Genomic DNA, 23,568 nt, shown 5'->3' on the forward strand with positions numbered 1-23,568 from the left:
CCTCAACCCGATCGAAGAACCGATCAGGTCGGGGTATCAACATATCTGGCGTTGACTTTTGGCACGCTGTTGAGTTCTCAAGGAACGGACGCTTCCTTTGTACTCACCCGAGAGACTCTCTCAGGCTTTCCTCCGGGCGCTTCCCTTCGGTCTTGCGTTTCCGACTCTATCAGATCCTTTCGGACCCTGATTCCCTGTCGGCGGGTTTTGTCGTGGGCTTCTGGCTTTCGCCTGTCGGCCTTTCGACATTCACTACGTTAGCCGATTCCTCCGTGGACTCATAATCGAGTCTCGCGAGTTTGAATTCAGGCATGCGGACACGCCGAATTCGCCCCCGCTGAGGGGAAGTCGTAGGTAGTGGGTTTGCCGCTTCCGGCTGCAGGCGATTGCCGTACCCGGGTCAAGCGGCTCGGGCTACGTTACGCGCCTGCCAAGGGGGAGTCAACTTCGGCGTCGCCGGGGCACATGGGCCCGATAGGGGCTGACCGTCGGGTCGTCGGCGACCCAGTAGCGCCAGGGGTGGACGCCGCCCTCGCCGGCCACGCCGGTGCGTGGGCCGTTGCGTACCTGGTCGCGGGGTACAGGTGCGCCGGTCAGGATGCGCAAGGGGGTGGCCCCGTCCGCGCACGCGTCCGTGCCGTTCAGGGCTCGGTCCACGCCCAGGGCGGTGGCCAGGCGGGCCGGGCCTTTGGCCAGTTCCTTGTCATTGCGGGCGGAGAGCCGACGGGTGCGGGCCTGCTCGACGCCCTCGATGATCTCGCCGGCGCGGAGCAGAACGGCGCTCGCCCTGCCCTCCGGACCACACACCAGGTTCATGCAGAACCACATGCCATAGGTGAAGTAGACGTACACGTGTCCGGGCGGACCGAACATCACGTCGTTGCGGGGTGTGCGACCGCGGTAGGCGTGGGAGCCGGGGTCGTTCTGACCGTCGTAGGCCTCGACCTCTGTCAGGCGGAGAGCGATCGGGCCGTCCGGGGTGTCGCGCACCAGGATGCGGCCCAAGAGATCCGGGGCCACCTCGAGGATGGGGCGGTCGAAGAAATTCCTGGGCAGAGGCGTACGGTCAGGGCTCGCGATCATGCCGTCCGAGCGTAACGCAGCCGGGTCCGTTCGCGGGATGGCCGGGGGGTCGCCCACCTTGCCAGGGCGTGAGGTGCGGAACCGGCCACGGCCGAATCGCGTTTGTAGGGATCAAGGGTTCACACAATGCCTGGAGAGGGAGAGACATGGCGTTCAAGAAGCTGCTCGCGAGCCTGGGGGCCGGCGGGGCTTCGGTCGAGACCGTGCTGAGCGAGGTCAACGTCGTTCCGGGCGGTGTCGTCCAGGGCGAGGTGCGGATCCAGGGTGGGTCCGTCGACCAGCAGATCGAGGCGCTGTCGGTCGGACTGCAGGCCAAGGTCGAGGTGGAGAACGGCGACCAGGAGTACAAGCAGGACATCGAGTTCACGAAGAGCCGGCTCGGCGGTGCCTTCGAGCTGAAGGCGAACGCCGTGCACGCCGTACAGTTCGGGCTCGAGATCCCGTGGGAGACGCCGATCACGACGATCGACGGGCAGACGCTGCGCGGGATGAACATCGGCGTGACCACGGAGCTGGAGATCGCGCGTGCCGTGGACTCCGGTGACCTGGACGCGATCAACGTGCACCCGCTGCCGGCGCAGAAGGCGATCCTGGACGCGTTCATCGGGCTGGGCTTCCGCTTCAAGAGCGCGGACATGGAACGGGGCCACATCCGCGGTACGCGGCAGAAGCTGCCGTTCTACCAGGAGATCGAGTTCCTTCCGCCGCAGCAGTACCGGGGGCTGAACCAGGTCGAGCTGAGCTTCGTCGCCGACGCTCAGGCGATGGACGTCGTGTTGGAGATGGACAAGAGGCCCGGGCTGTTCAGCGAGGGCAGCGACACGTTCCGTTCCTTCAAGGTGGGGCTGAACGACTACCAGGGGACCGACTGGACGGCGTACCTCAACCAGTGGCTGTCCGAGGTCGGCAGCAAGCGGAACTGGTTCTAGGGGTTCTAGGCTCGGACACCACTGCACCGAACGATCAGGAGGTACCGAGGTGACCGAGCTCAAGCGGCGGCCGCTCCCCCATGACTTCCACCCGCCCGTGCCGGCGTTCACGGTCACGAGCGAGGACGTCCAGGAGGGGGCGACGCTCAAGGGCGCTCAGGTTCACGCGGCCGGCAACACCTCACCGCAACTGCGGTGGGAGGGTTTCCCCGCCGAGACCAAGAGCTTCGCCGTGACGTGCTACGACCCGGACGCCCCGACGGGCAGCGGGTTCTGGCACTGGGTGGTGTTCGACATCCCGGCCTCGGTGACCGAGCTGCCGGCGGGCGCGGGCAGCGGCAAGTTCGAGGGGCTGCCGGAGGGTGCCGTACAGGCGCGCAACGACTTCGGCACCAAGGACTTCGGCGGTGCCGCGCCGCCGGCCGGGGACGGGCCGCACCGGTATGTATTCACGGTCTACGCCGTGGACCAGGAGAAGCTGGGGCCGGACGCGGAGGGCACCCCGGCGTTCGTCGGCTTCAATCTGCGGTTCCACACGATCGCGCGTGCCCAGCTGATCGGTGAGTACGAGGTGCCCGCCGAGGGCTAGTGTTCCGAGCGTTCATGGAACGTTTGCCCGCCTCTGGTCTTGGAATGGATCAGGGGCGGGCATTTTTGTTGCCGGGGGGTGGCGGGGGGAGCGTTCCCCCCGCGGGAGCAGCAGATATTGCGTTGTCCATCTCGGCGTGCCCGGCCAGAGTTGATCCCAGCCCGCCACGGGGTGGGCCGGTGCGCACGGGAGGTGGGCTGGTATGCGGGACACGCTGGTGCTGAACGCTAGCTTCGAGCCGTTGTCGACGGTGACGCTTAATCGAGCCGTCGTTCTGGTGCTCCAGGACAAGGCCGTCGTCGAGCAGGCCCACCCCGAACTGCGGATGCGCGGAGCCGCGCTCGACATACCGGCGCCCCGGGTGATCAGGCTGTGCCAATACGTACGGGTGCCCTTCCGAAGACGCGCTCCGTGGTCGAGGCGGGGCGTGCTGGTCCGGGACCGGCACCGGTGCGCGTACTGCGGACGGCGGGCGACGACCGTCGACCACGTGGTGCCGCGGTCGCACGGCGGGCAGGACACCTGGCTGAACACGGTGGCCTCCTGTGCGGAGGACAATCACCGGAAGGCGAACCGGACGCCCGAGCAGGCGGGTATGCCGCTGCTGCGGGAGCCGTTCGAGCCGACGCCTGCCGACGCGATGCTTCTCGCCCTGGGTCAGCACGACTTCGACGCACTGCCGGAATGGCTCGCCCAGCCGGCCGCGTAGCCCACTGCGCGGATGGGGGCGTACCTCTCACCAGAGGTACGCCCCCATCCGCGCAGTGGGTACTGCCGTCAGTCGATGGACGGCTTCTCGCGCCGCTCCTGGGCCGGGACGCTCCCGCCGCCACCGCCGCCGCCCGAACCGCCGCCCATACCGCCGAAGTTGCCCATGGCGCCGGACAGGCCCTTGAGGGCGTCGCCGATCTCGCTGGGGACGATCCAGAGCTTGTTGGCGTCGCCCTCGGCGATCTTCGGGAGCATCTGGAGGTACTGGTAGGAGAGCAGCTTCTGGTCCGGGTCGCCGGCGTGGATGGCCTCGAAGACCGTACGGACGGCCTGGGCCTCGCCCTCGGCGCGCAGGGCGGCGGCCTTGGCCTCGCCCTCGGCGCGCAGGATCTGGGACTGCTTCTCGCCCTCGGCGCGCAGGATCTCGGACTGCCGGACACCCTCGGCCTGGAGGATCGCGGCACGCTTGTCGCGGTCGGCGCGCATCTGCTTCTCCATCGAGTCCTGGATGGAGGTGGGCGGTTCGATGGCCTTGAGTTCCACGCGGTTGACGCGGATGCCCCACTTGCCGGTGGCCTCGTCGAGGACGCCGCGCAGGGCCGCGTTGATCTCCTCGCGGGAGGTGAGGGTCCGCTCCAGGTCCATGCCGCCGATGATGTTGCGGAGCGTGGTGACGGTCAGCTGCTCGATGGCCTGGATGTAGCTGGCGACCTCGTACGTCGCGGCGCGGGCGTCGGTCACCTGGTAGTAGATGACCGTGTCGATGTTGACGACCAGGTTGTCCTGGGTGATGACCGGCTGCGGCGGGAAGGGGACGACCTGTTCGCGCAGGTCGATGCGGTTGCGGATGGTGTCGATGAACGGGACGACGATGTTGAGGCCCGCGTTCAGTGTCCGCGTGTAGCGGCCGAAGCGCTCGACGATGGCGGCGCTGGCCTGTGGGATGACCTGGATGGTCTTGATCAGGGCGATGAAGACCAACACCACCAGGATGATCAAGACGATGATGACCGGTTCCATCGTGGTTGTCCGTCCCCTTCTCCGCCTCGGCGCTCTGGCAGATCCTATTGGCCCTGACTGGCGACCCTGACTACTGCTGATCTTACGGCTGTTGAGGATCTTGCTGTCGAGTCTGACAGACCGTCGTGTACCGCGGAGGGTGTTCGGTCCACTTGCGTACGGCGAGGTCACATGATGATCGCCGTGGCCCCATCGATGTCCACGACGTCCACTTCCTCGCCCGTCTCGTACGCGCGTCCGGTGTCGAGCGCGCGTGCCGACCAGACCTCTCCGGCGAGCTTGATCCGGCCGCCGGAGCCGTCGACCCGCTCCAGTACGACGGCCTGTCTGCCCTTCAGGGCGTCCACGCCCGTGGCCAGTTGCGGCCGTTGGGAGCGGTGCCGGGCGGCGATGGGCCGTACGACGGCGATGAGGGCGACCGAGACGATGACGAAGACGAGTACCTGGACGACGACGTCCGCGCCGAATTCGGATGCGACGGCGGCGGCGACCGCGCCGACGGCGAGCATCCCGAACTCCGGCATCGCGGTCACGACGAGCGGAATTCCAAGCGCTGCCGCGGCGACGAGCCACCACACCCATGCGTCGATGTCGTTCACATGGTCATGGTAGGTCCGGGTGACGTGCCGGGAACAGGGCGCACGGGGGGCGGGTCAGGACAGGGGGAGCCCCTGTGCGGTCCAGCGGTCGCCGACCCGCTCGACGACGAGCGGCAGTCCGAAGCAGAGGGAGAGGTTGCGGGAGGTGAGCTCCAGCTCCAGCGGGCCCGCGGCCATGACCTTGCCCTGACGGATCATCAGAACGTGGGTGAAGCCCGGGGCGATCTCCTCTACATGGTGGGTGACCATGATCATCGAGGGGGCGATCGGGTCGCGGGCGAGACGGCCGAGGCGGCGGACGAGGTCCTCGCGGCCGCCGAGGTCGAGGCCGGCGGCGGGCTCGTCCAGGAGCAGCAGCTCGGGGTCGGTCATCAGGGCGCGGGCGATCAGCGTGCGCTTGCGCTCGCCCTCGGAGAGGGTGCCGAACCTGCGGTCCAGGTACTCGGTCATGCCGAGGCGGTCGAGGAAGGCGCGGGCGCGCAGCTCGTCGATGTCCTCGTACTCCTCCTGCCAGCCGGCGGTCATGCCGTAGGCGGCGGTCAGCACGGTCTGCAGGACGGTCTGGCGCTTGGGCAGCTTGTCGGCCATGGCGATGCCGGCCATGCCGATGCGCGGGCGCAGTTCGAAGACGTCCGTGCCGGGCTTGCCGAGGGTCTCGCCGAGGATGGTGGCGGTGCCGTTGCTGGGGTAGAGGTAGCTGGACGCGACATTGAGGAGGGTGGTCTTGCCGGCGCCGTTGGGGCCCAGGATGACCCAGCGCTCACCCTCCTTCACCGACCAGGAGACCTGGTCCACCAGAGCCCGGCCCTCGCGGACCACGGATACGTCCTGAAGCTCCAGAACATCGCTCATGAGCGCGTTGTCTCCCCTTGCATTGTGGCCGGTCTCGGCTGTCGCGTACGCCTCTGGCTCGGGCCGCCGCGCCGGTGGGCGCAGGCCCTCCAGGAAATCTACGCCACCGGTCGGCTTCACCGTTCCATCGGTCCGGTCCTTAGGGTGGGGGCATGCTCTCGGAACCACGCGCAGGGCGCCTTGCCGCCTGGGGAAATGCCCTTATTGCCGGAATGGTCTCGCCGGACGACGCCGCGGTCGCGATCGTCGGCGACGACGCGGTGCACCGGGTGGAGGGGGTGCCGGGTGAGGCGGAACCCGTCGGTCTCACGTTGGCGCTGGGGCGGTTGCGGGCGCTCGGCGCGACCGGGCTGCGGGTCGCGCTGCCCGCGCCGGGGCATCCGCTGGGGCTGAGCGGACCGCCGGACTTCAACGCGCGGGCGCTGGAGGCCGAGGAGGCGGTGATCTGTCACGGCGCCGCGCTCGGGCTGGTGCCGGAGGTGTACGAGGCCGGGCCCGAGGGTGATGTGCATGTCGAGGTCGTCTGGCACTGCCTGCCGGTGCGGGAGGCGCCACCGGCGGATGTGCCCTCGCTCGGGGAGGCCGAGCGGGAGTTGGCGGAGGCGCTGCGCGACGCGACGGAGGTGCTGACGCGGCTGGATGTGGCCGGGTCGGGGCCGGTGGCGGAGGCGGCGGTCGCGGCGTACCGGGCGCGGGCGGAGGCGGGGCGGGAGGTGCTGGCGCCGGGGTATCCGCCGCGGGCGGTGCGGGTGCTGGAGTTGGCGCAGCGGGTGGGGGCTTTGGTGTCGCTGGCGTGTGAGAACGGGCACGGGGGCGCGGTGAGCGCGTCCGAGATGGCGGCGCGGGGGGAGGCGTTGCGGCCGGTGGAGCGGACGGCTCGGCGGGCGCAGGTCGCGGCGTACAACTCCGTTGTGGAGGAGGGGGAGCGGGGCGTGCGGTGACGTCCCTTGGTCAGTGGGGGGTTTGGGTTGTGCGGGGCGTTGCCCAGGGGGCGGTGATGTCTCTCGGTGGTGGTGCCCGGGGTTCGGGTGGGCCGGGGGTGGGGCGCGCGGCCCGGCGCCGGCGGGGTGCCGCTGCGCCCACCCGTGCCGCCCCAGCGGCACGACTGCCCGCAGCTGGGAGGGAGGCGGGTGACTGCCCGCAGCTGGGGGGACGGGCAGCTGCCCGCAGCGGGGGGGGGACGGGAGCTACCCACAGCTGGGGGTGACGGGAGCTACCCGCAGCTAGGGGCGACGGGAGGCTGCTCCCGGCTGGGGGGAGCCGGGGATGCGACCGGCCTCCCGGGTGGGGGCCCGGGAGGCCGTGGTGGCTTGGTGGCCCGGGTCAGTGGTTGACGCCGAGGTTGCCGAAGGCCGGGTTCAGGACGCCGATGACGTTGACGCTGTTGCCGACGGCGTTCACCGGGATGTGGATCGGCGCCTGGACGACGTTGCCGGAGGCGACGCCCGGGGAGCCGATGGCCTCGCCGTGGGCGACCGAGCCGTCGGTGGCGGAGGCCATGCCCGCGCCGGCGGCGATCAGCCCGCCGGCCACCATCGTCACGGCCGCTGCCTTCTTCAGGTTCTTCACTTACAAGCCCTCCTTGCGATTGCCGCGGCAGGCGCCGCGGCACGCACTGGAGAACGGCCGGGCGGCGGAGAGGATGCGCCATATGGGTGACATTCCCACGACGGTATGAATCTCGCACCGGAAGGGAACCCTCCGGGGCGCCGCCGCGTAGGGGGTCAGGTCAGTCGGTCATCCCGTGGCGTACGGCCCACAGCGCGGCCTGGGTCCGGTCCGCGAGGTCGAGTTTCATCAGGATGTTCGACACGTGGGTCTTCACGGTCTTCTCGGAGAGGACGAGGGCGCGCGCGATCTCGCGGTTGGAGCGGCCGTCCGCTATCAGGCCCAGCACCTCGCGCTCCCGCTCCGTGAGGGCACCCGCTCTGCCGTGACCCGAGTTGTTCTCCTCCTGGGACAGCAGGGCGCCCGCGACCTCGGGCTGGAGCAGGATGTGGCCGGCGTGGACGGAGCGGATGGCGCCCGCCAGCGCATCGGGATCGACGTCCTTGTAGACGTAGCCGGCCGCGCCGGCCCGCAGGGCCGGGACGACGGTGCGCTGCTCGGTGAAGCTGGTGACGACCAGCACACGCGCGCGGTTGTCCAGCTCGCGGAGTCTGCGCAGCGCGTCGACGCCGTCCATGCCCGGCATCTTGACGTCCATGAGGATCACGTCGGGTTCCAGTTCCTCGGCGCGGTCGACGCCCTCGGCGCCGTCCGTGGCCTCGCCCACCACCTCGATGTCCTCCTGCACCTCCAGGAAGGTGCGCAGGCCCCGGCGGACCACTTGGTGATCGTCGACGAGCAGCACCTTGATTGCGTCAGCCACCGGGGACCTCCATCTCGATCGTGGTGCCCTTGCCGGGCGCCGATTGCACGGTCAGCCTGCCACCGGCGCCGCTCGCCCGGTCCCGCATCGAGACCAGGCCCAGGTGGCGTCCCGCGCGGCGCACCGTGCGCGTGTCGAAGCCGCTGCCGTCGTCGGTGACCCGCAGCACGGCTCCGGCGCCGCGCCGCTGCAGCGTCACGTCGACGTGGTCCGCCGCGGAGTGGCGCAGGGCGTTGTGCAGCGCCTCCTGGGCGACGCGCAGCAGCGCCTCCTCCTGGGCGGCGGGCAGCGCCTTGACCCCGTGCCCGGTGAAGGTCACGCGCGCGGTGTGGGCGCGGTCGAGGACCTGGATCTGGGTGCGGAGGGTGGCGACGAGGCCGTCCTCGTCCAGGGCGGCGGGGCGCAGCTCGACGACGGCGGCGCGCAGTTCGTCGGCGGCCTCGGCGGCGAGCGCGGCCACCTGCTGCAGCTCGCCCTTGGCGCGCGCGGGGTCGCGGTCGACCAGGGTGGCGGCGGCCTGGGCGGTCAGGCGCAGCGAGAACAGCTTCTGGCTGACCGCGTCGTGCAGTTCGTGGGCGAGGCGGGAGCGCTCCTCGGCGATGGTCAGCTCGCGGCTGCGTTCGTACAGGCGGGCGTTGGTGAGGGCGATCGCGGCGTGCTGGGCGAGGATGCCCAGCAGTTCCTCGTCGTCCGCGGTGAAACCACAGGTGCCCTGCGGTTTCGGACAGTTCTTGTTGGCGAGGAACAGGGCCCCGATGACCTCGTCGCCGTCGCGGATCGGCAGGCCCAGGAAGTCGACCAGGTCGGGGTGGGCGGACGGCCAGCCCCCGAAGCGGGGGTCCTTGCGGACGTCGCCGAGGCGCTGGGGCGTGGCCTCGTGCAGCATCGCGGCCAGGATGCCGTGCTGGCGTGGAAGGGGGCCGATGGCCTTCCACTGCTCCCCGCTGACGCCGTCGACGACGAACTGCGCGAAGCCGCCGTGGTCGTCGGGGACGCCGAGGGCGGCGTACTGCGCGTCGAGCAGTTCGCGGGCCGAGGCGACGATCGTCTTGAGGACGTCGCGCACCTCGAGATGCCTGCTCATGGCCAGCAGCGCGGAACTGACCGCGGCGAGGCCGGACCGGGGACCGTGACTCATGTCCTCACGGTACCGGCGGGCTACGACACCGGGATCGGACCTGTGACCGCCGTCGCCTAGGGCGGTGGGCCTAGGCCCGAGGTCCCGCCCGCCGGTCCTAGGGCGAAGGGCCCCGCACGGTTGCGGCCCGTGCCCGAGGCGGCCGGTGCGGCGCGGTTCCTACGTTGAGGATCACGCCGACCGCTCAGGAGGCGTGGACGACGAGGGGACGTGTGTCATGCCGGTTGCGATCATCACGGGAGCTTCGAAGGGACTGGGCCGGGCGCTCGCCGAGGCCCTGGCGGCGCGGGGCTGGGACCTGGTGCTGGACGCCAGGACGCCGGAGGTGCTCGAGGAGACCGCGGCGGCGCTGGAGGCGTCCGGAACGCGCGTGACGGCGCTGCCCGGGGACGTCACCGACGCCGGGCACCGGGCCGGGTTGGTCGCGGCGGCCTGGCGGCTGGGCGGGGTGGATCTGCTGGTCAGCAACGCGAGTGCGCTGGGCGCGGAGCCGCTGGTGAGCTTGGAGGAACTGTCGCTGGACGGGCTGCGGCGGGCCCTGGAGGTGAACGTCGTGGCCGCGCTGGGCCTGGTCCAGGAGGCGCTGCCGTTGCTGCGTGCGGCCCCGGCGGGCGCGGTGCTGACGGTCAGCTCGGACGCCGCGGCGGAGGCGTACGAGACGTGGGGCGGCTACGGGGCGTCCAAGGCTGCCCTGGACCAGCTGGCGGCGGTACTGGGCGTCGAGGAGCCTGGGCTGCGGGTCTGGGCGGTCGATCCCGGGGACATGGCCACCGACCTGTACGCGGCGGCCGTACCGGACGACGACGATCCGCGGCCCGATCCGGTGAATGTCGTCCCGGCACTGCTCAGGCTGCTGGACGAGCGGCCGGCCAGCGGTCGCTACGGGGCTCCGGCGCTACTGGAGGGACCGCGATGACGCTGGCGCTGCACGTTCCGCAGGAGCTGTCGGCGCGGGTACCCGCCGAACAGCGGGGGCCCGGGCTGGCCCGGGACGGCGTACGGCTGCTGGTGTCGCGTGGCACCGACGTCTCGCATCACGGGTTCCGGGAGTTGCCGAGGCTGCTGCGGGCGGGGGATCTGCTCGTCGTCAACACGTCGGCCACGCTGGCGGCCGCCGTCGACGGGCGCGTCGGGGACGCGCGCGTGGTGGTGCACTTCTCCACCCGCGGGGATGACGGCCGGTGGGCGGTGGAGCTGCGGGATCCGGACGGAAGGGGCACCACGCGCGCGCGTGCGGGCGGACCGAAGGGGACGGAGGCGCGGCTCCCAGGGGGCGCGCGGCTCGTACTGGAGGAGCCGTTGAGTGCGCGCGGCGAGCGGTTGTGGTGGGCCCGGGTGTCGGGGGCGGAGGTGCCCGCGGTGCTGCGGGAGCACGGGCGGCCCATCCGCTACTCCTACACGGAGCGGGATCAGCCGTTGTCCGCGTACCAGACGGTGTTCGCGCTCCCGTCCGCGGACGGGGCGGGCAGCGCGGAGATGCCGAGCGCGGCACGGCCCTTCACGGCGCGGCTGGTGGCGGAGCTGGTGAGCCGGGGGGTGCAGTTCGCGCCGGTGACGCTGCACACGGGGGTGGCTTCGGCGGAGTCGCACGAGCCGCCGTATCCGGAGCGGTTCTCCGTGCCGGAGGCGTCGGCACGGCTGATCAACGCCGCCCGGGCCGGTGACGGGCGCGTGCTGGCGGTGGGGACGACGGCCGTGCGGGCGGTGGAGTCGGCGGCCGGTGCCGACGGGGTCGTACGGGCCCGGGCGGGGTGGACCGATCTGGTCGTGACTCCCGAGCGCGGGGTGCGGGTGGTCGACGGGCTGCTGACGGGGCTGCACGAGCCCGAGGCCTCGCATCTGCTGATGCTGGAGGCGGTGGCGGGGCGGGCGGCGATCGACCGCGGGTACGAGGCGGCGGTGCTCGGTCGCTATCTGTGGCACGAGTTCGGGGACGTCCATCTCCTCCTGCCGTAGGAGGAGGGTGCGCAGGCCCTCACACACTGCATTGCTTCAGCAACCGAAGGTGAGAAGGGCGGGGGGCGGGTGTGAGCCCGCGCATAGGGTGCACGTCACGTACGAAGGGGAGTAGGAGAACGACTCGTCCGTTTTGAGCGGGGCAGATGGTCCAATCTGCCCCGCTTTGCCGTTCCCTGATCCACTATCCCGGATCGTACGTCACACCTTTGCCTCCAGATTTTGCGGCCGCTAAGAATTGCTCTCGTCGCTCAACGCCGTGGGTTGTCGCCCCGCGGCGTTCGTGCCGGAAGCATCCCTGTCCCCACCGGACGAGAGCGACCTCCGCGCTATTCGAAGAGGTCTATCCCGCCATGCCCAAGAACATCTTCACCCGTGGTCATAGTCGTCCCCTGAACCGCACCCACAAGCTCGCGATAGCCGGTGTCGGCACGCTCGGCGCCGCCGCCGTCGCGCTCACCGCGGTGCCGGCCAGCGGTCAGACGACCACGAGCGAGGCTGCCGCTCCGAAGGCCAAGGTGGCGTACAGCACCGAGCAGATCCAGGACGTGCACGCCGGCGTCACCGGCCAGCTCGCCGGTGCCAGCCAGAAGGTCGCCTCCATCGAGGCGAAGAAGGAGGCGACCGCCAAGGCCGCCGCCAAGAAGAAGGCCGCCGCCGAGAAGGCCGCGGAGAAGCGCGAGGCCAAGGAGACCGCCAGCCGGTCCGCCAAGCGCGCCGAGGTCAAGAAGGCCTCGACGAAGAGCTACTCCGACAACCTCGACGGCTGGATCCGCGAGGCCCGGGACATCATGAAGAAGCACGGCATCCCGGGTACCTACGAGGGCATCCACCGCAACATCATGCGGGAGTCCTCCGGCAACCCGAAGGCCATCAACGACTGGGACATCAACGCCATCAACGGCATCCCGTCCAAGGGCCTGCTCCAGGTGATCCCGCCGACGTTCGAGGCCTACCACGTGCCCGGCACCTCCAAGAACATCTACGACCCGGTCGCCAACATCGTCGCCGCGTGCAACTACGCCGCGGACAAGTACGGCACCATGGACAACGTCGACAGCGCGTACTGAGGTCGGCGCGGACCTCTTCACGACGTCGCCGACGCCGATCCGAACACCGAAGGGCGGCACCCTCCTGACGGGGTGCCGCCCTTCGGGGCGTTCACGGGACCTGAGGTCCCTCGCGCTTAGTTGCGCATGACCTCGGGCTCGTGCCGGCGCAGGAAGCGGGCCACGAAGAAGCCGCAGATCACGCCGAGGACGATCAGCGCGGCCATGTTCATGCTCCAGGCTCCGACGGTGTGCTCCCACAGGGGATCCGCCTCGGCGCCCTTCTCCGGCGGGCTGATCCTGTTGAAGTCCAGCGTGGCGCCGGCCGCGGCGACCGCCCAGCGCGACGGCATCAGGTACGAGAACTGGTTGACGCCGACCGCGCCGTTCAGGGCGAAGAGGCAGCCGGTGAAGACGACCTGGATGATCGCGAACATGACCAGCAGCGGCATGGTCTTCTCGGCGGTCTTCACCAGCGAGGAGATGATCAGACCGAACATCATCGAGGTGAAGCCCAGCGCCATGATCGGCAGGGACAGCTCGACGAGCGTCAGCCCCCCGAGGACCAGCCCCTCCTCCGGGATCTCCCGGGTGGCGAAGCCGATGACGCCGACCAGCAGACCCTGCAGCACGGTGATCATGCCGAGCACGAAGACCTTGGACATCAGGTACGCGGAACGCGACAGGCCGGTCGCGCGCTCCCGCTCGTAGATGACCCGTTCCTTGATCAGCTCACGGACGGAGTTCGCGGCACCGGCGAAGCAGGCGCCGACCGCGAGGATCAGCAGGACCGTGGTGGCCGTGCCGTTGGGAATGATCCGGCCGGTCTGCGGGTTGGCGGGATTGGGCAGCAGGCCCTTGTCGGCGTCGATGAGCAGGCTCACCGCGCCGAGTACCGCCGGCAGGATCACCATCAGGGCGAGGAAGCCCTTGTCCGAGACGATCACCGACACATAGCGCCGCACCAGCGTGACGAACTGGGACATCCAGCCCTGCGGCTTCGGTGGCTTCATCGCCTGCATCGCCGGTACCTGTACGGACTGCGGCGCGACGGCGTCGATGTCCGCGGCGTACATCTGGTAGTGCTGCGAGCCCTTCCAGCGGCCCGCCCAGTCGTAGTCGCGGTAGTTCTCGAAGGCGGAGAAGACGTCGGCCCAGGTGTCGTAGCCGAAGAAGTTCAGCGCCTCCTCGGGCGGGCCGAAGTAGGCCACCGAGCCGCCCGGCGCCATCACCAGCAGCTTGTCGCAGATCGCCAGCTCGGCCACCGAGTGGGTGACGACGAGGACGGTGCGGCCGTCGTCGGCGAGGCCGCGCAGCAGCTGCATGACGTCGCGGTCCATGCCCGGGTCGAGGCCGGAGGTCGGTTCGTCCAGGAAGATCAGCGACGGCTTGGTGAGCAGTTCCAGGGCCACGGAGACACGCTTGCGCTGGCCGCCGGACAGGGAAGTGACCTTCTTGTCCTTGTGGATGTCCAGCTTGAGCTCGCGCAGCACCTCGTCGATGCGGGCGTCACGCTCGGCGGCCGTCGTGTCGGCCGGGAAGCGGAGCTTGGCCGCGTACTTGAGGGCCTTCTTGACGGTCAGCTCCTTGTGCAGGATGTCGTCCTGCGGGACCAGACCGATGCGCTGACGCAGCTCGGCGAACTGCTTGTACAGGTTCCGGTTGTCGTAGAGGACCTCGCCCTGGTCGGCGGGCCGGTACCCGGTGAGCGCCTTGAGCAGGGTCGACTTGCCGGAGCCGGACGGGCCGATGACCGCGATCAGCGACTTCTCGGGCACGCCGAACGAGACGTCCTTGAGGATCTGCTTGCCGCCGTCGACCGTGACGGTCAGGTGCCGGGCGGAGAAGGACACCTCACCGGTGTCGACGAACTCCTCGAGCCGGTCCCCGACGATGCGGAACGTCGAGTGGCCGACGCCCACGATGTCGGTCGGGCCGAGCAGCTGCGTGCCGCCCTTGGCGATCGGCAGACCGTTGACGTACGTGCCGTTGTGCGAGCCCAGGTCGCGGATCTCCATGCGCCCGTCGGGCGTCGAGTGGAACTCCGCGTGGTTGCGCGAGACCTGCAGGTCGGAGACGACCAGCTCGTTCTCCAGGGCACGGCCGATGCGCATCACGCGGCCGAGCGAGAACTGGTGGAACGTGGTCGGGCTGCGGTCGCCGTAGACCGGCGGCGCCCCCGCCGCGCCGCCGGGCCCCTGCTGCTGGGGGAAGTGCGGCGCGGCCTGCTGCTGCTGCGCGTGCTGCTGCTGCCAGCCGGCCTGCTGCTGCCCGTGCTGCTGTCCGTACTCCTGTCCGTGCTGTTGGGCCTGGTGCGGCGGGGCCTGCTGCTTCTGCGGCTCCTGCGCCGGGGCCTGCTGGGCCCAGCCGGCGTTCGCACCCTGCGCGGCGTACGGCTGCTGCGAGGGCTGGGCCTGCGGCGTGCCGACGGCGGCCTGGGCGCCGGTCAGGTTCACGCGCGGTCCGTCGGTCGCGTTGCCCAGGTTCAGCACCGTGCCGGCGCCGAGCTCCACCTGCTGGATCCGCTGCCCGTGCACGAACGTGCCGTTGGTACTGCCGTGATCCTCGACGACCCAACTGCGGCCGTTGAAACTGATCGTGGCATGCCGCCAGGAAACCCTGGCGTCGTCGAAGACAAGCTCCCCCTGCGGATCGCGTCCGAGCGCATATGACCGGGACGGGTCGAGCGTCCAGGTCTGTCCATTGGATTCCAGTACGAGTTCCGGCACTCCATGCCCCACTGAGTTGTCCCCCGATGTGCTCCCGTCGCGGGGAGTCTAGGGATGTCGAACATCGGGGGGAACTATTTCAGGCTCGGCCCCCTGACCGAAAGTCGGGCCTTGTGAAAACTGCGTAGGCACCCTTCGGCCGTTCCCGTTGACGGGGTTGAAACCTGCCCGGAGAGTGGTATTCCACGCGAGGGGGACATGCGCGGCAACTTCGCCGCGCAGCGGATCGGGGGGTCTGCCATGAGCGCGTCCACAAGCGTCGGAACCGACGGGTACGGCACCAAGGTGCCTTGGGGAGACGTCCTGCTGTCCGCGATCGCGGCCGTGAGCTGGGCGTTGATCGGCATGGCGGGAACGGCGGCGCTCGGTCTGCGTCTGCTCGACGCGGACGCGGCGGGCTCGCTCGGCCCGATGACCGCGGCGGTCGTGGCGCTCGGCGCGGGCGGTTCGGTCACACCGGCCGGTGATGTGTCCGCGTTCGGACTGAAAGGCGCCGAGGCGCACACGGCCATCGAGATCACGCCACTGGGTGTCGGCCTGGTCGGTGCGCTGCTCCTGTCGTTCTTCTTCCTACGGTCCTTGCGGGCGGCCGGAGTTGTGGTCTCGCCCGCCGAACTCCTCGCGCGCGCGGGAGCGGCGATCGCCCTTTTCGTGGCGATGACGGGCGGGCTGGCCTGGGCGGGGCGCGACGTCGTCACGATCGACGGCGGCTCGCTCGGACTGGACGACCTGCCCGGCGGGGGCGGCGGCATCGAGCTTCCGGGGCTCGGTGACGTGGGCGACATCGGCGGGCTGCTGCCCGACCGGATCGGTGACCTCGTCGACGCCGAGGCGGCCGTCGGCTTCACCGTCGACACCACGCCGACGCTGCTGGGCGGGCTGCTCTGGTCCACCGGGGTTCTGCTGATCGCGCTGCTGGCCTCGCGTCGCACTCCCCTGCCACGCGGGTTCGAAGCCGTGCACCGGGTGGTGCGGCCGGCGGTGTCGGCCGTCGTCACGGTGGCGCTCACCGCGGTGGCCGCCGGTTTCGCGGCGGCGGCCTACGCGGCGACCGGCGACGACCACCCCCGGCGGATCGCCGGGGCCGCGCTGCTGGGCGCGCCGAACGGGGTCTGGCTCGGTGTTCCGGTCGGCCTGTTCGTGCCGTGGGACGGGCGGGCCACGGGCGAGCTGATCGGGGTACTCCCCGCTCCGCTGGACGAGCTGCTGGGCGCCGGCGCAGAGGAGCCGGTCACGCTCGGGCGGCTGGCGGAGCTGGACGGGCGGGTGTGGCTGCTGGGGGTGGCAGCGGCGCTGATGATGCTGCTGGCCGGTGTGCTGACGGCGGTCCGGACGCCGGTGACGCGGGAGGACGCGCACTCGCTCGCTTTCGCCGGGCGGTGTGCTCTGCGACTGGGCGTCGCCATGGCGCCGGCGCTGCCCCTGCTGGCCTGGCTGACGGAGGTGTCGGTGAACGCCTCGCTGTCGGTGCTCGGCGTCGACGCGTTCGGGGCGGGCATCGGCCTGCGGGGACACCTCGGCACGGCGCTGCTGCTGGGTGCCGTGTGGGGCGCCGGGGCCGGAGCCGCCGGGGCGCTGCTGGCACGGGTGAGCGGGGTGGCCGGGGCGCGAGCGACGCCGTTGGCACGGGGTGCCGGGACGGCTGGGACGGAGGCCGCGGTCGGGGGTGGCGGGATCGCGGGCGACGCGACGTACGCGGGGCCGCCGTCGGGGCCGTACCGGCCGGGCCCGACGCAGCGGCCGCCCGATTCCGGCGGCAACCCGTATCTCCGGCTGCGGGAGGGGTCGGGAGAGCCCGAGGACGCGCGGCCGTCGGGGCCGCGTACCCCGCCGCCGCCCGCTGCGGAGCGGACGCCGGGCAGCGGACGGACCGCCCCCGGAGCCCAGCCGCGCCGCGGCGCGGGGCAGGGACGCGAGGACGCGGGCCGGGGACCCGAAAGCGCGGGACAGCAGCCCGACCGCGACGGGCGGCAAGGCGGTCACGACGTGTACGGCGCCCCTACGGTGGCCGGGCCGCTGGGGCCGCCGCGACGGCCTCCGCGGCCCGCGAGCCGGCCGCGGTCCCGGTGGGGCGAAGGCCCCCCTCCCCCGCCTCCCCCGCCTCCGGCACCGCCGCGGCATCCCAGGGACGACCGGTGAAGCGCCCGGCACCGGGCCGGGACGAGTCGATGGCCGACCCCCGATCCCGCGGACCGCGGCAGGCCACCGCCCGAGCGGTACGGCGGCAGGCCACCGCCCGAGTGGTACGGCGGCCTCCGTGGCCCGGGGGGGGGACGGCCCGAAACGTGCACCGTAATCGTGCACCGAAGTCGTGGCACCGAAGTCGTCACACCCGCGCGGGACGGAAGCAGGCGCGCCCGGCCGCCGTCCTCGCCAGGGCGCGGGACGACCGGCTCCCCGGCCGCAGTGCCGCCCCGCGTTCCACGAGGCGACAGTGGAGGGGAGGAAACAGGCACAGTCGGGCCCGTCCCGGACGTCGTGTCCGTCAGGCGGACCTCGGGGGCGGGAGGCACCGGGTGCCGGATACGGTTGGAACACCATGAGCGCTTCGCAGACCTCTGACGTTCCCACGCTTCTCGTCAAGATCTTCGGCAAGGACCGACCGGGCATCACGGCCGGCCTGTTCGACACCCTCGCCGCCTACTCCGTCGACGTGGTCGACATCGAGCAGGTCGTCACCCGTGGCCGGATCGTGCTGTGCGCGCTCGTGACCGAGCCGCCCCGAGGCCTGGAGGGCGATCTGCGGGCGACCGTCCACAGCTGGGCGGAGTCGCTGAAGCTGCAGGCGGAGATCATCTCCGGTATCGGCGACAACCGGCCGCGCGGTCTCGGCCGCTCCCTGGTCACGGTGCTCGGCCACCCGCTCACCGCCGAGGCGACGGCCGCCATAGCGGCCCGCATCACCGAGTCCGGCAGCAACATCGACCGCATCTTCCGGCTGGCCAAGTACCCGGTCACCGCCGTCGAGTTCGCGGTGTCCGGCGTGGAGACCGAGCCGCTGCGCACCGCGCTGGCCACCGAGGCCGCCGCACTCGGTGTGGACGTCGCGGTCGTCTCGGCGGGGCTGCACCGGCGGGCGCAGCGCCTGGTCGTGATGGACGTGGACTCCACGCTCATCCAGGACGAGGTCATCGAGCTGTTCGCCGCGCACGCCGGCTGCGAGGACCAGGTCGCCGAGGTGACGGCGTCCGCGATGCGCGGAGAGCTGGACTTCGAGCAGTCGCTGCACGCGCGCGTGGCGCTGCTGGGAGGGCTGGACGCCTCGGTGGTGGAGAAGGTGCGCGGCGAGGTGCGGCTGACACCGGGTGCCCGCACCCTGATCCGTACGCTGAAGCGGCTCGGCTACCAGGTGGGGGTCGTCTCCGGCGGCTTCACCCAGGTCACCGATGATCTGAAGGAGCGGCTGGGGCTGGACTTCGCCCAGGCCAACACCCTGGAGATCGTCGACGGAAAGCTGACCGGGCGGGTCACCGGGGAGATCGTCGACCGGGCGGGCAAGGCGCGGCTGCTGCGCAGGTTCGCCGCCGAGGCGGGCGTGCCGCTGTCGCAGACCGTGGCGATCGGTGACGGCGCCAACGACCTGGACATGCTGAACGCGGCCGGACTCGGCGTCGCCTTCAACGCCAAGCCGGTGGTGCGGGAGGCGGCGCACACCGCGGTGAACGTGCCCTTCCTCGACACGGTCCTGTACCTGCTGGGCATCACCCGCGAGGAGGTCGAGGCGGCGGACACGCTGGACGAGGGTCTCGGCGAGGACCTCGGCCTGCCCTTCGACCGGATCTGACCCGGCGGGCGAGCGCCCGGCGCAGCGAGCACCCGCCGCAGCCGGGCGTGGGGCGGATCAGTCGGCCGGTGCCCAGTAGTCGGCCAGGGAGGCCGTGCCCGGCTCCACGTCCTTCCAGGAACCGGTGAAGGTCAGGACGGCGAAGGCGGCGGTCGGGAAGCCCCGGCTGCCCATCCGCTCGCGGGCTTCGTCCTCGGTCGAGCCGGCCAGGATCTCGGCGAGTCCCTCCATGCCCGGGTTGTGGCCGATCACCAGCACGTTCCGCAGGTCGTCGGGGGTCTCGTTGAGCACGGCGATCAGCTCACCGGGCGAGGCCTCGTAGATCCGCTCCTCGTAGACGGTTTTCGGCCGCTGCGGGAACTCCTGGACGGCGAGCTTCCAGGTCTCGCGGGTCCGGATCGAGGTGGAGCACAGTGCCTGGTCGAAGGGGATGCCGGTGTCCGCCAGCCGACGTCCTGCCTCTGCGGCGTCCTTGCGGCCCCGATCGGCGAGCGGCCGTTCGTGGTCGGTCACCTGTGGCCAGTCGGCTTTCGCATGCCGGAAAAGAACAATCCTGCGGGGTTCTGCGACGCTCATGGCATCCAGCTTCGCATGAAACAGGCCACGGGGCGCAGGGAGTTGACATGCGGATTCACCGCCTGGGGCGCATCCGGGCGCCGATCCGGCCTCAGTGCGCGGTCAGCTCCCGCACCCGCTCCAGGAGGTGGGCGATCCCGGGCTCACCGGCGGCGGCGTGGGCCTCGGAGGGGTTGAGTATCAGCAGGAGCAGAGTGACGAAGGCGAGCACGGGCAGGGCGAGGGCCCACCAGGGCAGCCGGTTCTCGACGCCGCCCCGGGTCGCCTGGGGAGGCCGGGTGTGGGTAGGGGCCGACATGAGTGCCTCCGCTGGTCTTCGGGCGTCCCGGTCCGTGCTCCGCGGCCCGCCTGCCGCGGGCACTGTCGAAACTACGGAAACCGCGGGCCCCGGCCCATCCGGAGGTCCACCCACTCGACCCTGAACCTCGCCCCCTAGGGGATGGGGGGTTAACCCCACCATCAGGCGGACGAGGCCGGCGTCACGGCGAGGCGATCGTCGCGATGATGCCGATGATCACGAAGATCGCGAGGAAGCCACCGAAGACGTACAGCATCTTCTTCTGGCCGTGCTGAGGGTTCGGGTCGAGGACTGGCATGAGGCAAGTCTCGCATCCGGCGTCCGCTCCGGGGCACGCGGGCCGCCGGCCGGGGCAGCCGGGCCACCGACCGCGGCAGGCGGACCCACTGACCGCGGCAGGCGGGCCACTGACCGCGGCAGGCGGGCCACCGACCGCGGCACGCGGGCCGCTGCCGGGATCAGCGGGCCGCTTCCTCCTCCACCGTGCGGTCGCGCCCCGCCAGGAAACCCACCACGATCTGCGGCACCATCAGGGCGCTCATCAGCGCGATCGGCAGGCCCCAGCCCCCGCTGTGCTGGTAGAGCACGCCCACCAGCAGCGGGCCCGGGATGGAGATCAGATAGCCGGTGCTCTGCGCGAAGGCGGACAGCTGCGCGACGCCCGCGCCCGTCCTCGCCCGCATCCCGACCATGGTCAGCGCGAGCGGAAAGGCGCAGTTGGAGACGCCGAGCAGCAGGGCCCAGGCCCAGGCGCCGCCGGCCGGGGCGAAGTACAGGCCGGCGTAGCCGGCGAGCCCGCACACGCCCAGTACCAGCACGATGGGGCCCTGATGGGGCAGGCGGGTGGCCACGCGCGGGATGACGAAGGCGAGCGGCACGCCCATCACCATGATGACGGCGAGCAGCAGCCCCGCGGTGCCGGCGGACACGCCCGCGTCCCGGAAGATCTGCGCCATCCAGCCCATCGTGATGTAGGCGGCGGTGGCCTGGAGGCCGAAGAAGACGGCGAGCGCCCAGGCCGTACGGCTGCGGGTGATCCGCAGCGGGGGCTGTTCGGCGGACGGCTCCGCCGGCCGGTCCGCACGCGCCGTCGCGGGCTCCGCGGTCGTCCCGTCGGCCCCGTCCCCGTCCCCGTCGGAAGAGTCCCGGGCGGGCGACGTCGTGGACGGTGCCTTCCGGTCCCGTACGAACGGGATCCACGGCAGGACGGCCGCCGCCCCCACCACGGCCCACACCGCGAGGCCGGGCTGCCAGTGCCCGCCCAGCGCGTTCGTCACGGGCACGGTCGCCGCGGCGGCGATCGAGGTGCCGAAGGCGAGGGCCATCGAGTACAGGCCGGTCATGGAACCGACCCGGTCGGGGAAGTAGCGCTTGACGATGACCGGCATCAGGACGTTGCTGACCGCGATGCCCATCAGGGCGAGGGCGGTGGCGGCCAGGAAGCCTGCCGTACCGCCCGCGTACGGGCGTATGAGCAGGCCCGCGGTGATGGCGACCATGCCCGCGCAGACCACCGCGCCGGGCCCGAAGCGGCGGGCCAGCCGCGGGGCGGTGACCCCGAAGACGGCGAAGCAGAGCGGGGGCACGGAGGTGAGCAGTCCGGCCACGCTGCCGCTCATGCCGAGCCCGTCGCGGACCTCTTCCAGGAGCGCGCCCAGGCTCGTGATGGCGGGGCGCAGGTTGAACGCGGCCAGGACGATGCCGAGGAGGAGCAGGCGGGTCGTCCACGTCGTCCACGCGCGCGTGCCGGGCGCCTGGGCCTCGTGCGCGGTCGACTTGCCGGGGGGCGTGGCCTCAGAGGTCCCCGTTCGCGTTCTCGTTCGCGTTCCCGTTCGCGTTTCCGTCCGAGTCTCCGTCCGGGTTTCGTCACTAGCCATGAGACCCATCATAGAATCATGGGATGATTGATTGTCCACTCGCGTGCGAAGGTGAGCCATGCCCCTGAGTCACCCCCGTCGTTCGGCACTGTCCGAGCAGGTCATCGCGGCACTGCGCCAGCAGATCGCCACGGGCGAGTGGCCGGTCGGCTCCCGTATCCCTACCGAGCCCGAACTGGTCGAGCAGCTCGGCGTCGCCCGGAACACGGTCCGTGAGGCGGTCCGCGCGCTGGCCCACAACGGCCTGCTGGACATCCGCCAGGGCTCCGGTACGTACGTCGTGGCGACCAGCGAGCTGGCGGGCGTGATGCAGCGCCGCTTCGCCGACGCCGACCCCCGGCATATCGCCGAGCTGCGTTCGACCCTGGAGTCCGCCGCCGCCCGGCTCGCCGCCGAGCGGCGCACGGAGAAGGACCTCAGGCAGCTCGACGCGCTGCTGGTGCGCCGCGAGGAGGCCTGGGAGTCGGGCGACGCGGAGGCGTTCGTGACCGCGGACGCCACCTTCCACCTGGCCGTCGTGGCCGCCTCGCACAACGACGTGATGACCGCCATGTACGCGGACCTCGGCGAGGTGATGCGGGACTGGCTGCGCGACGACGTCGGCAGCGAGCTGACGCCGGAGACGCATATGGACCACACGCGGCTGGTCGACGCCGTCCGCGCGGGGGACGCCGCCACCGCCGCGGAGGAGGCGGCCGGCTATCCGTTCCTGTGCCGCCCGGGCCGACTCAGCGCGCCCGCTGGTGGCTGACCCACGCCGCCCGGACCTCCTTCCAGCACCGTCCGTCCAGCCGTACGGTCTGCGCGGGTCCGGCCCGGACCGCCGAACCGTCGCTGTCGAGGTCCCACCAGCGGGCGCACTCGATGTGCAGACGCACGTGGTCGGTCTCCGGGTACGGGTTGTGGCAGTAGGCGGTCACGTCGGAGTCGTCGACGCGAACCCTGCATTCGGCGCCGGACAGCTGCCCCGACGGGGCGTCCGCGGCGGACACGCGCGCGTGGGACACGGCTTCGTACGGCAGGATCAGCACGAACGCGAGGGCTACGGTCGCTGAGGCCAGGCGAGGGAGCAGACGCACAAGGACCTCCTCGGCCGTACTGGGGAGGGAAGACGCGTGGTGAATCCGTGCTCCAGCGTGCGCCGCCGGCCTCGCCGCCGCCCGGCCGACTGGGCCGAACGGGTGACACGCCAAGGGCCCGCACCCGACAAGGACGCGGGCCCCGGGAGGGCGACCGGTCAGGCGCCGACGGCGTGCAGACCACCGTCTACGTGGACGATCTCGCCCGTGGTCTTCGGGAACCAGTCGCTCAGCAGCGCGACGACACCGCGGCCGGCCGGCTCCGGGTCCTTCAGGTCCCACTCCAGCGGGGCGCGGTTGTCCCACACGGAGGCCAGTTCGGCGAAGCCCGGGATGGACTTGGCGGCCATGGAGCCGATCGGGCCCGCGGAGATCAGGTTGCAGCGGATGTTCTGCTTGCCCAGGTCACGCGCCATGTAGCGGCTGGTGGCCTCCAGGGCGGCCTTGGCCGGGCCCATCCAGTCGTACTGCGGCCAGGCGTACTGCGCGTCGAAGGTGAGGCCGACGACCGAGCCGCCGTTCTGCATCAGCGGCAGGCAGGCCATGGTCAGCGACTTCAGGGAGTACGCCGAGACGTGCATGGCGGTGGCGACCGACTCGAACGGCGTGTTCAGGAAGTTGCCGCCGAGCGCGTCCTGCGGCGCGAAGCCGATGGAGTGGACGACGCCGTCGAGGCCGCCCAGCTCCTCGCCGACGATGTCGGCCAGGCGACCGAGGTGCTCGTCGTTGGTGACGTCGAGCTCGATGACCTTGGTGGGCTTGGGCAGCTTCTTGGCGATGCGCTCGGTCAGCGTGGGCCGCGGGAACGCGGTCAGGATGATCTCGGCACCCTGCTCCTGGGCCAGCTTGGCGGTGTGGAAGGCGATGGAGGACTCCATCAGCACACCGGTGATCAGGACGCGCTTGCCCTCGAGAATTCCGCTCATGG

General features: G+C 71.2%; 24 protein-coding genes. 10 read left to right on the top strand and 14 right to left on the bottom strand.

Annotated features, from left to right (window positions below):
• Positions 1 to 441 precede the first annotated feature (441 nt).
• The gene (locus ACIQ6R_RS07990) at positions 442 to 1,083 is read right to left on the bottom strand and encodes a DNA-3-methyladenine glycosylase (protein ID WP_404219646.1); all 642 of its coding nucleotides are present in this window, start codon (positions 1,081 to 1,083) and stop codon (positions 442 to 444) included.
• A gap of 146 nt (positions 1,084 to 1,229) precedes the next feature.
• On the opposite strand from ACIQ6R_RS07990, the gene ACIQ6R_RS07995 reads away from it, so the two are divergent.
• The 3 genes from ACIQ6R_RS07995 (at position 1,230) to ACIQ6R_RS08005 (ending at position 3,310) form a co-directional block, all read left to right on the top strand.
• Entirely contained in the window at positions 1,230 to 2,012 is a 783-nt protein-coding gene (locus tag ACIQ6R_RS07995; protein WP_404185143.1) for a sporulation protein, read from the top strand.
• A gap of 49 nt (positions 2,013 to 2,061) precedes the next feature.
• A complete protein-coding gene (locus tag ACIQ6R_RS08000) occupies positions 2,062 to 2,601 on the top strand; it encodes a YbhB/YbcL family Raf kinase inhibitor-like protein (protein ID WP_404219648.1) in 540 nt (179 codons plus the stop codon).
• A 202-nt stretch (positions 2,602 to 2,803) separates the two neighbouring features.
• A complete protein-coding gene (locus tag ACIQ6R_RS08005; RefSeq protein WP_404185149.1) occupies positions 2,804 to 3,310 on the top strand; it encodes an HNH endonuclease in 507 nt (168 codons plus the stop codon).
• A 68-nt stretch (positions 3,311 to 3,378) separates the two neighbouring features.
• Here the strand turns inward: ACIQ6R_RS08005 and ACIQ6R_RS08010 are convergent, their stop codons facing one another.
• From ACIQ6R_RS08010 to ACIQ6R_RS08020, 3 genes are all read right to left on the bottom strand, one after another.
• Positions 3,379 to 4,332, bottom strand: coding sequence for an SPFH domain-containing protein (locus ACIQ6R_RS08010; protein ID WP_404185152.1), 954 nt, complete (start codon positions 4,330 to 4,332; stop codon positions 3,379 to 3,381).
• A 167-nt stretch (positions 4,333 to 4,499) separates the two neighbouring features.
• Positions 4,500 to 4,931, bottom strand: a complete 432-nt coding sequence (locus tag ACIQ6R_RS08015; RefSeq protein WP_404185155.1) for an NfeD family protein — start codon at positions 4,929 to 4,931, stop codon at positions 4,500 to 4,502.
• Between the two features lie 54 nt (positions 4,932 to 4,985).
• A complete protein-coding gene (locus tag ACIQ6R_RS08020; protein WP_404185158.1) occupies positions 4,986 to 5,783 on the bottom strand; it encodes an ABC transporter ATP-binding protein in 798 nt (265 codons plus the stop codon).
• Between the two features lie 152 nt (positions 5,784 to 5,935).
• Between ACIQ6R_RS08020 and ACIQ6R_RS08025 the strand changes: the two genes are divergently transcribed.
• Positions 5,936 to 6,724 carry a hypothetical protein gene (locus ACIQ6R_RS08025; protein ID WP_404185160.1) on the top strand — a complete coding sequence of 263 codons (789 nt, stop codon included), beginning with the start codon at positions 5,936 to 5,938 and terminating at the stop codon, positions 6,722 to 6,724.
• Positions 6,725 to 7,106: 382 nt separating this feature from the next.
• On the opposite strand, the gene chpE is transcribed toward ACIQ6R_RS08025, so the two are convergent.
• The 3 genes from chpE to ACIQ6R_RS08040 all read right to left on the bottom strand — a co-directional run bounded on the left by chpE (position 7,107) and on the right by ACIQ6R_RS08040 (position 9,292).
• Entirely contained in the window at positions 7,107 to 7,352 is a 246-nt protein-coding gene (gene chpE / locus ACIQ6R_RS08030) for a chaplin ChpE (RefSeq protein WP_219188938.1), read from the bottom strand.
• Positions 7,353 to 7,512: 160 nt separating this feature from the next.
• Positions 7,513 to 8,154: a response regulator gene (locus tag ACIQ6R_RS08035; protein WP_404219650.1), complete on the bottom strand. Its 642-nt coding sequence runs from the start codon at positions 8,152 to 8,154 to the stop codon at positions 7,513 to 7,515.
• Entirely contained in the window at positions 8,147 to 9,292 is a 1,146-nt protein-coding gene (locus ACIQ6R_RS08040; RefSeq protein ID WP_404219652.1) for a GAF domain-containing sensor histidine kinase, read from the bottom strand. Before ACIQ6R_RS08040 ends, ACIQ6R_RS08035 begins: the two co-directional genes overlap by 8 nt.
• Positions 9,293 to 9,509: 217 nt before the next feature.
• On the opposite strand from ACIQ6R_RS08040, the gene ACIQ6R_RS08045 reads away from it, so the two are divergent.
• The 3 genes from ACIQ6R_RS08045 to ACIQ6R_RS08055 all read left to right on the top strand — a co-directional run bounded on the left by ACIQ6R_RS08045 (position 9,510) and on the right by ACIQ6R_RS08055 (position 12,318).
• Positions 9,510 to 10,208, top strand: a complete 699-nt coding sequence (locus tag ACIQ6R_RS08045) for an SDR family NAD(P)-dependent oxidoreductase (protein ID WP_404219654.1) — start codon at positions 9,510 to 9,512, stop codon at positions 10,206 to 10,208.
• Positions 10,205 to 11,248 carry an S-adenosylmethionine:tRNA ribosyltransferase-isomerase gene (locus ACIQ6R_RS08050; protein WP_404219656.1) on the top strand — a complete coding sequence of 348 codons (1,044 nt, stop codon included), beginning with the start codon at positions 10,205 to 10,207 and terminating at the stop codon, positions 11,246 to 11,248. The genes ACIQ6R_RS08045 and ACIQ6R_RS08050 overlap by 4 nt, the downstream gene beginning before the upstream one ends.
• Before the next feature lie 353 nt (positions 11,249 to 11,601).
• Entirely contained in the window at positions 11,602 to 12,318 is a 717-nt protein-coding gene (locus tag ACIQ6R_RS08055; RefSeq protein ID WP_345631026.1) for a transglycosylase SLT domain-containing protein, read from the top strand.
• Positions 12,319 to 12,434: 116 nt separating this feature from the next.
• On the opposite strand, the gene ACIQ6R_RS08060 is transcribed toward ACIQ6R_RS08055, so the two are convergent.
• Positions 12,435 to 15,026 carry an FHA domain-containing protein gene (locus ACIQ6R_RS08060; RefSeq protein ID WP_404219658.1) on the bottom strand — a complete coding sequence of 864 codons (2,592 nt, stop codon included), beginning with the start codon at positions 15,024 to 15,026 and terminating at the stop codon, positions 12,435 to 12,437.
• A gap of 240 nt (positions 15,027 to 15,266) precedes the next feature.
• Between ACIQ6R_RS08060 and ACIQ6R_RS08065 the strand changes: the two genes are divergently transcribed.
• Together ACIQ6R_RS08065 and serB are read left to right on the top strand one after the other, a co-directional pair.
• Positions 15,267 to 17,165, top strand: a complete 1,899-nt coding sequence (locus tag ACIQ6R_RS08065) for a streptophobe family protein (protein WP_404219660.1) — start codon at positions 15,267 to 15,269, stop codon at positions 17,163 to 17,165.
• 400 nt (positions 17,166 to 17,565) lie between these two features.
• The gene (gene serB, locus ACIQ6R_RS08070) at positions 17,566 to 18,810 is read left to right on the top strand and encodes a phosphoserine phosphatase SerB (RefSeq protein WP_404185183.1); all 1,245 of its coding nucleotides are present in this window, start codon (positions 17,566 to 17,568) and stop codon (positions 18,808 to 18,810) included.
• Between the two features lie 57 nt (positions 18,811 to 18,867).
• On the opposite strand, the gene ACIQ6R_RS08075 is transcribed toward serB, so the two are convergent.
• The 4 genes from ACIQ6R_RS08075 to ACIQ6R_RS08090 all read right to left on the bottom strand — a co-directional run bounded on the left by ACIQ6R_RS08075 (position 18,868) and on the right by ACIQ6R_RS08090 (position 21,573).
• Positions 18,868 to 19,386: a SixA phosphatase family protein gene (locus tag ACIQ6R_RS08075; RefSeq protein WP_404185186.1), complete on the bottom strand. Its 519-nt coding sequence runs from the start codon at positions 19,384 to 19,386 to the stop codon at positions 18,868 to 18,870.
• A gap of 91 nt (positions 19,387 to 19,477) precedes the next feature.
• Positions 19,478 to 19,684 carry a hypothetical protein gene (locus ACIQ6R_RS08080; RefSeq protein ID WP_404185189.1) on the bottom strand — a complete coding sequence of 69 codons (207 nt, stop codon included), beginning with the start codon at positions 19,682 to 19,684 and terminating at the stop codon, positions 19,478 to 19,480.
• Between the two features lie 181 nt (positions 19,685 to 19,865).
• Entirely contained in the window at positions 19,866 to 19,982 is a 117-nt protein-coding gene (locus ACIQ6R_RS08085; RefSeq protein ID WP_121746300.1) for an SGM_5486 family transporter-associated protein, read from the bottom strand.
• 160 nt (positions 19,983 to 20,142) lie between these two features.
• Positions 20,143 to 21,573 carry a CynX/NimT family MFS transporter gene (locus tag ACIQ6R_RS08090; protein WP_404219662.1) on the bottom strand — a complete coding sequence of 477 codons (1,431 nt, stop codon included), beginning with the start codon at positions 21,571 to 21,573 and terminating at the stop codon, positions 20,143 to 20,145.
• A 46-nt stretch (positions 21,574 to 21,619) separates the two neighbouring features.
• Here ACIQ6R_RS08090 and ACIQ6R_RS08095 point away from each other — a divergent pair, with 46 nt between their 5' ends.
• Entirely contained in the window at positions 21,620 to 22,312 is a 693-nt protein-coding gene (locus ACIQ6R_RS08095; RefSeq protein ID WP_404185195.1) for a FadR/GntR family transcriptional regulator, read from the top strand.
• Here ACIQ6R_RS08095 and ACIQ6R_RS08100 read toward each other — a convergent pair.
• Both ACIQ6R_RS08100 and fabI read right to left on the bottom strand, forming a co-directional pair.
• On the bottom strand, positions 22,290 to 22,640 hold the full coding sequence (locus tag ACIQ6R_RS08100) for a hypothetical protein (protein WP_404185198.1): 351 nt from the start codon (positions 22,638 to 22,640) through the stop codon (positions 22,290 to 22,292). The two genes, ACIQ6R_RS08095 and ACIQ6R_RS08100, sit on opposite strands and share 23 nt — an antisense overlap.
• 158 nt (positions 22,641 to 22,798) lie before the next feature.
• Positions 22,799 to 23,566 carry an enoyl-ACP reductase FabI gene (gene fabI / locus ACIQ6R_RS08105; RefSeq protein ID WP_279566108.1) on the bottom strand — a complete coding sequence of 256 codons (768 nt, stop codon included), beginning with the start codon at positions 23,564 to 23,566 and terminating at the stop codon, positions 22,799 to 22,801.
• Between the last annotated feature and the right edge of the window lie 2 nt (positions 23,567 to 23,568).

Origin of the sequence: Streptomyces sp. NPDC096048 (genome assembly GCF_044763415.1) — a bacterium.
Lineage (GTDB): Bacteria > Actinomycetota > Actinomycetes > Streptomycetales > Streptomycetaceae > Streptomyces.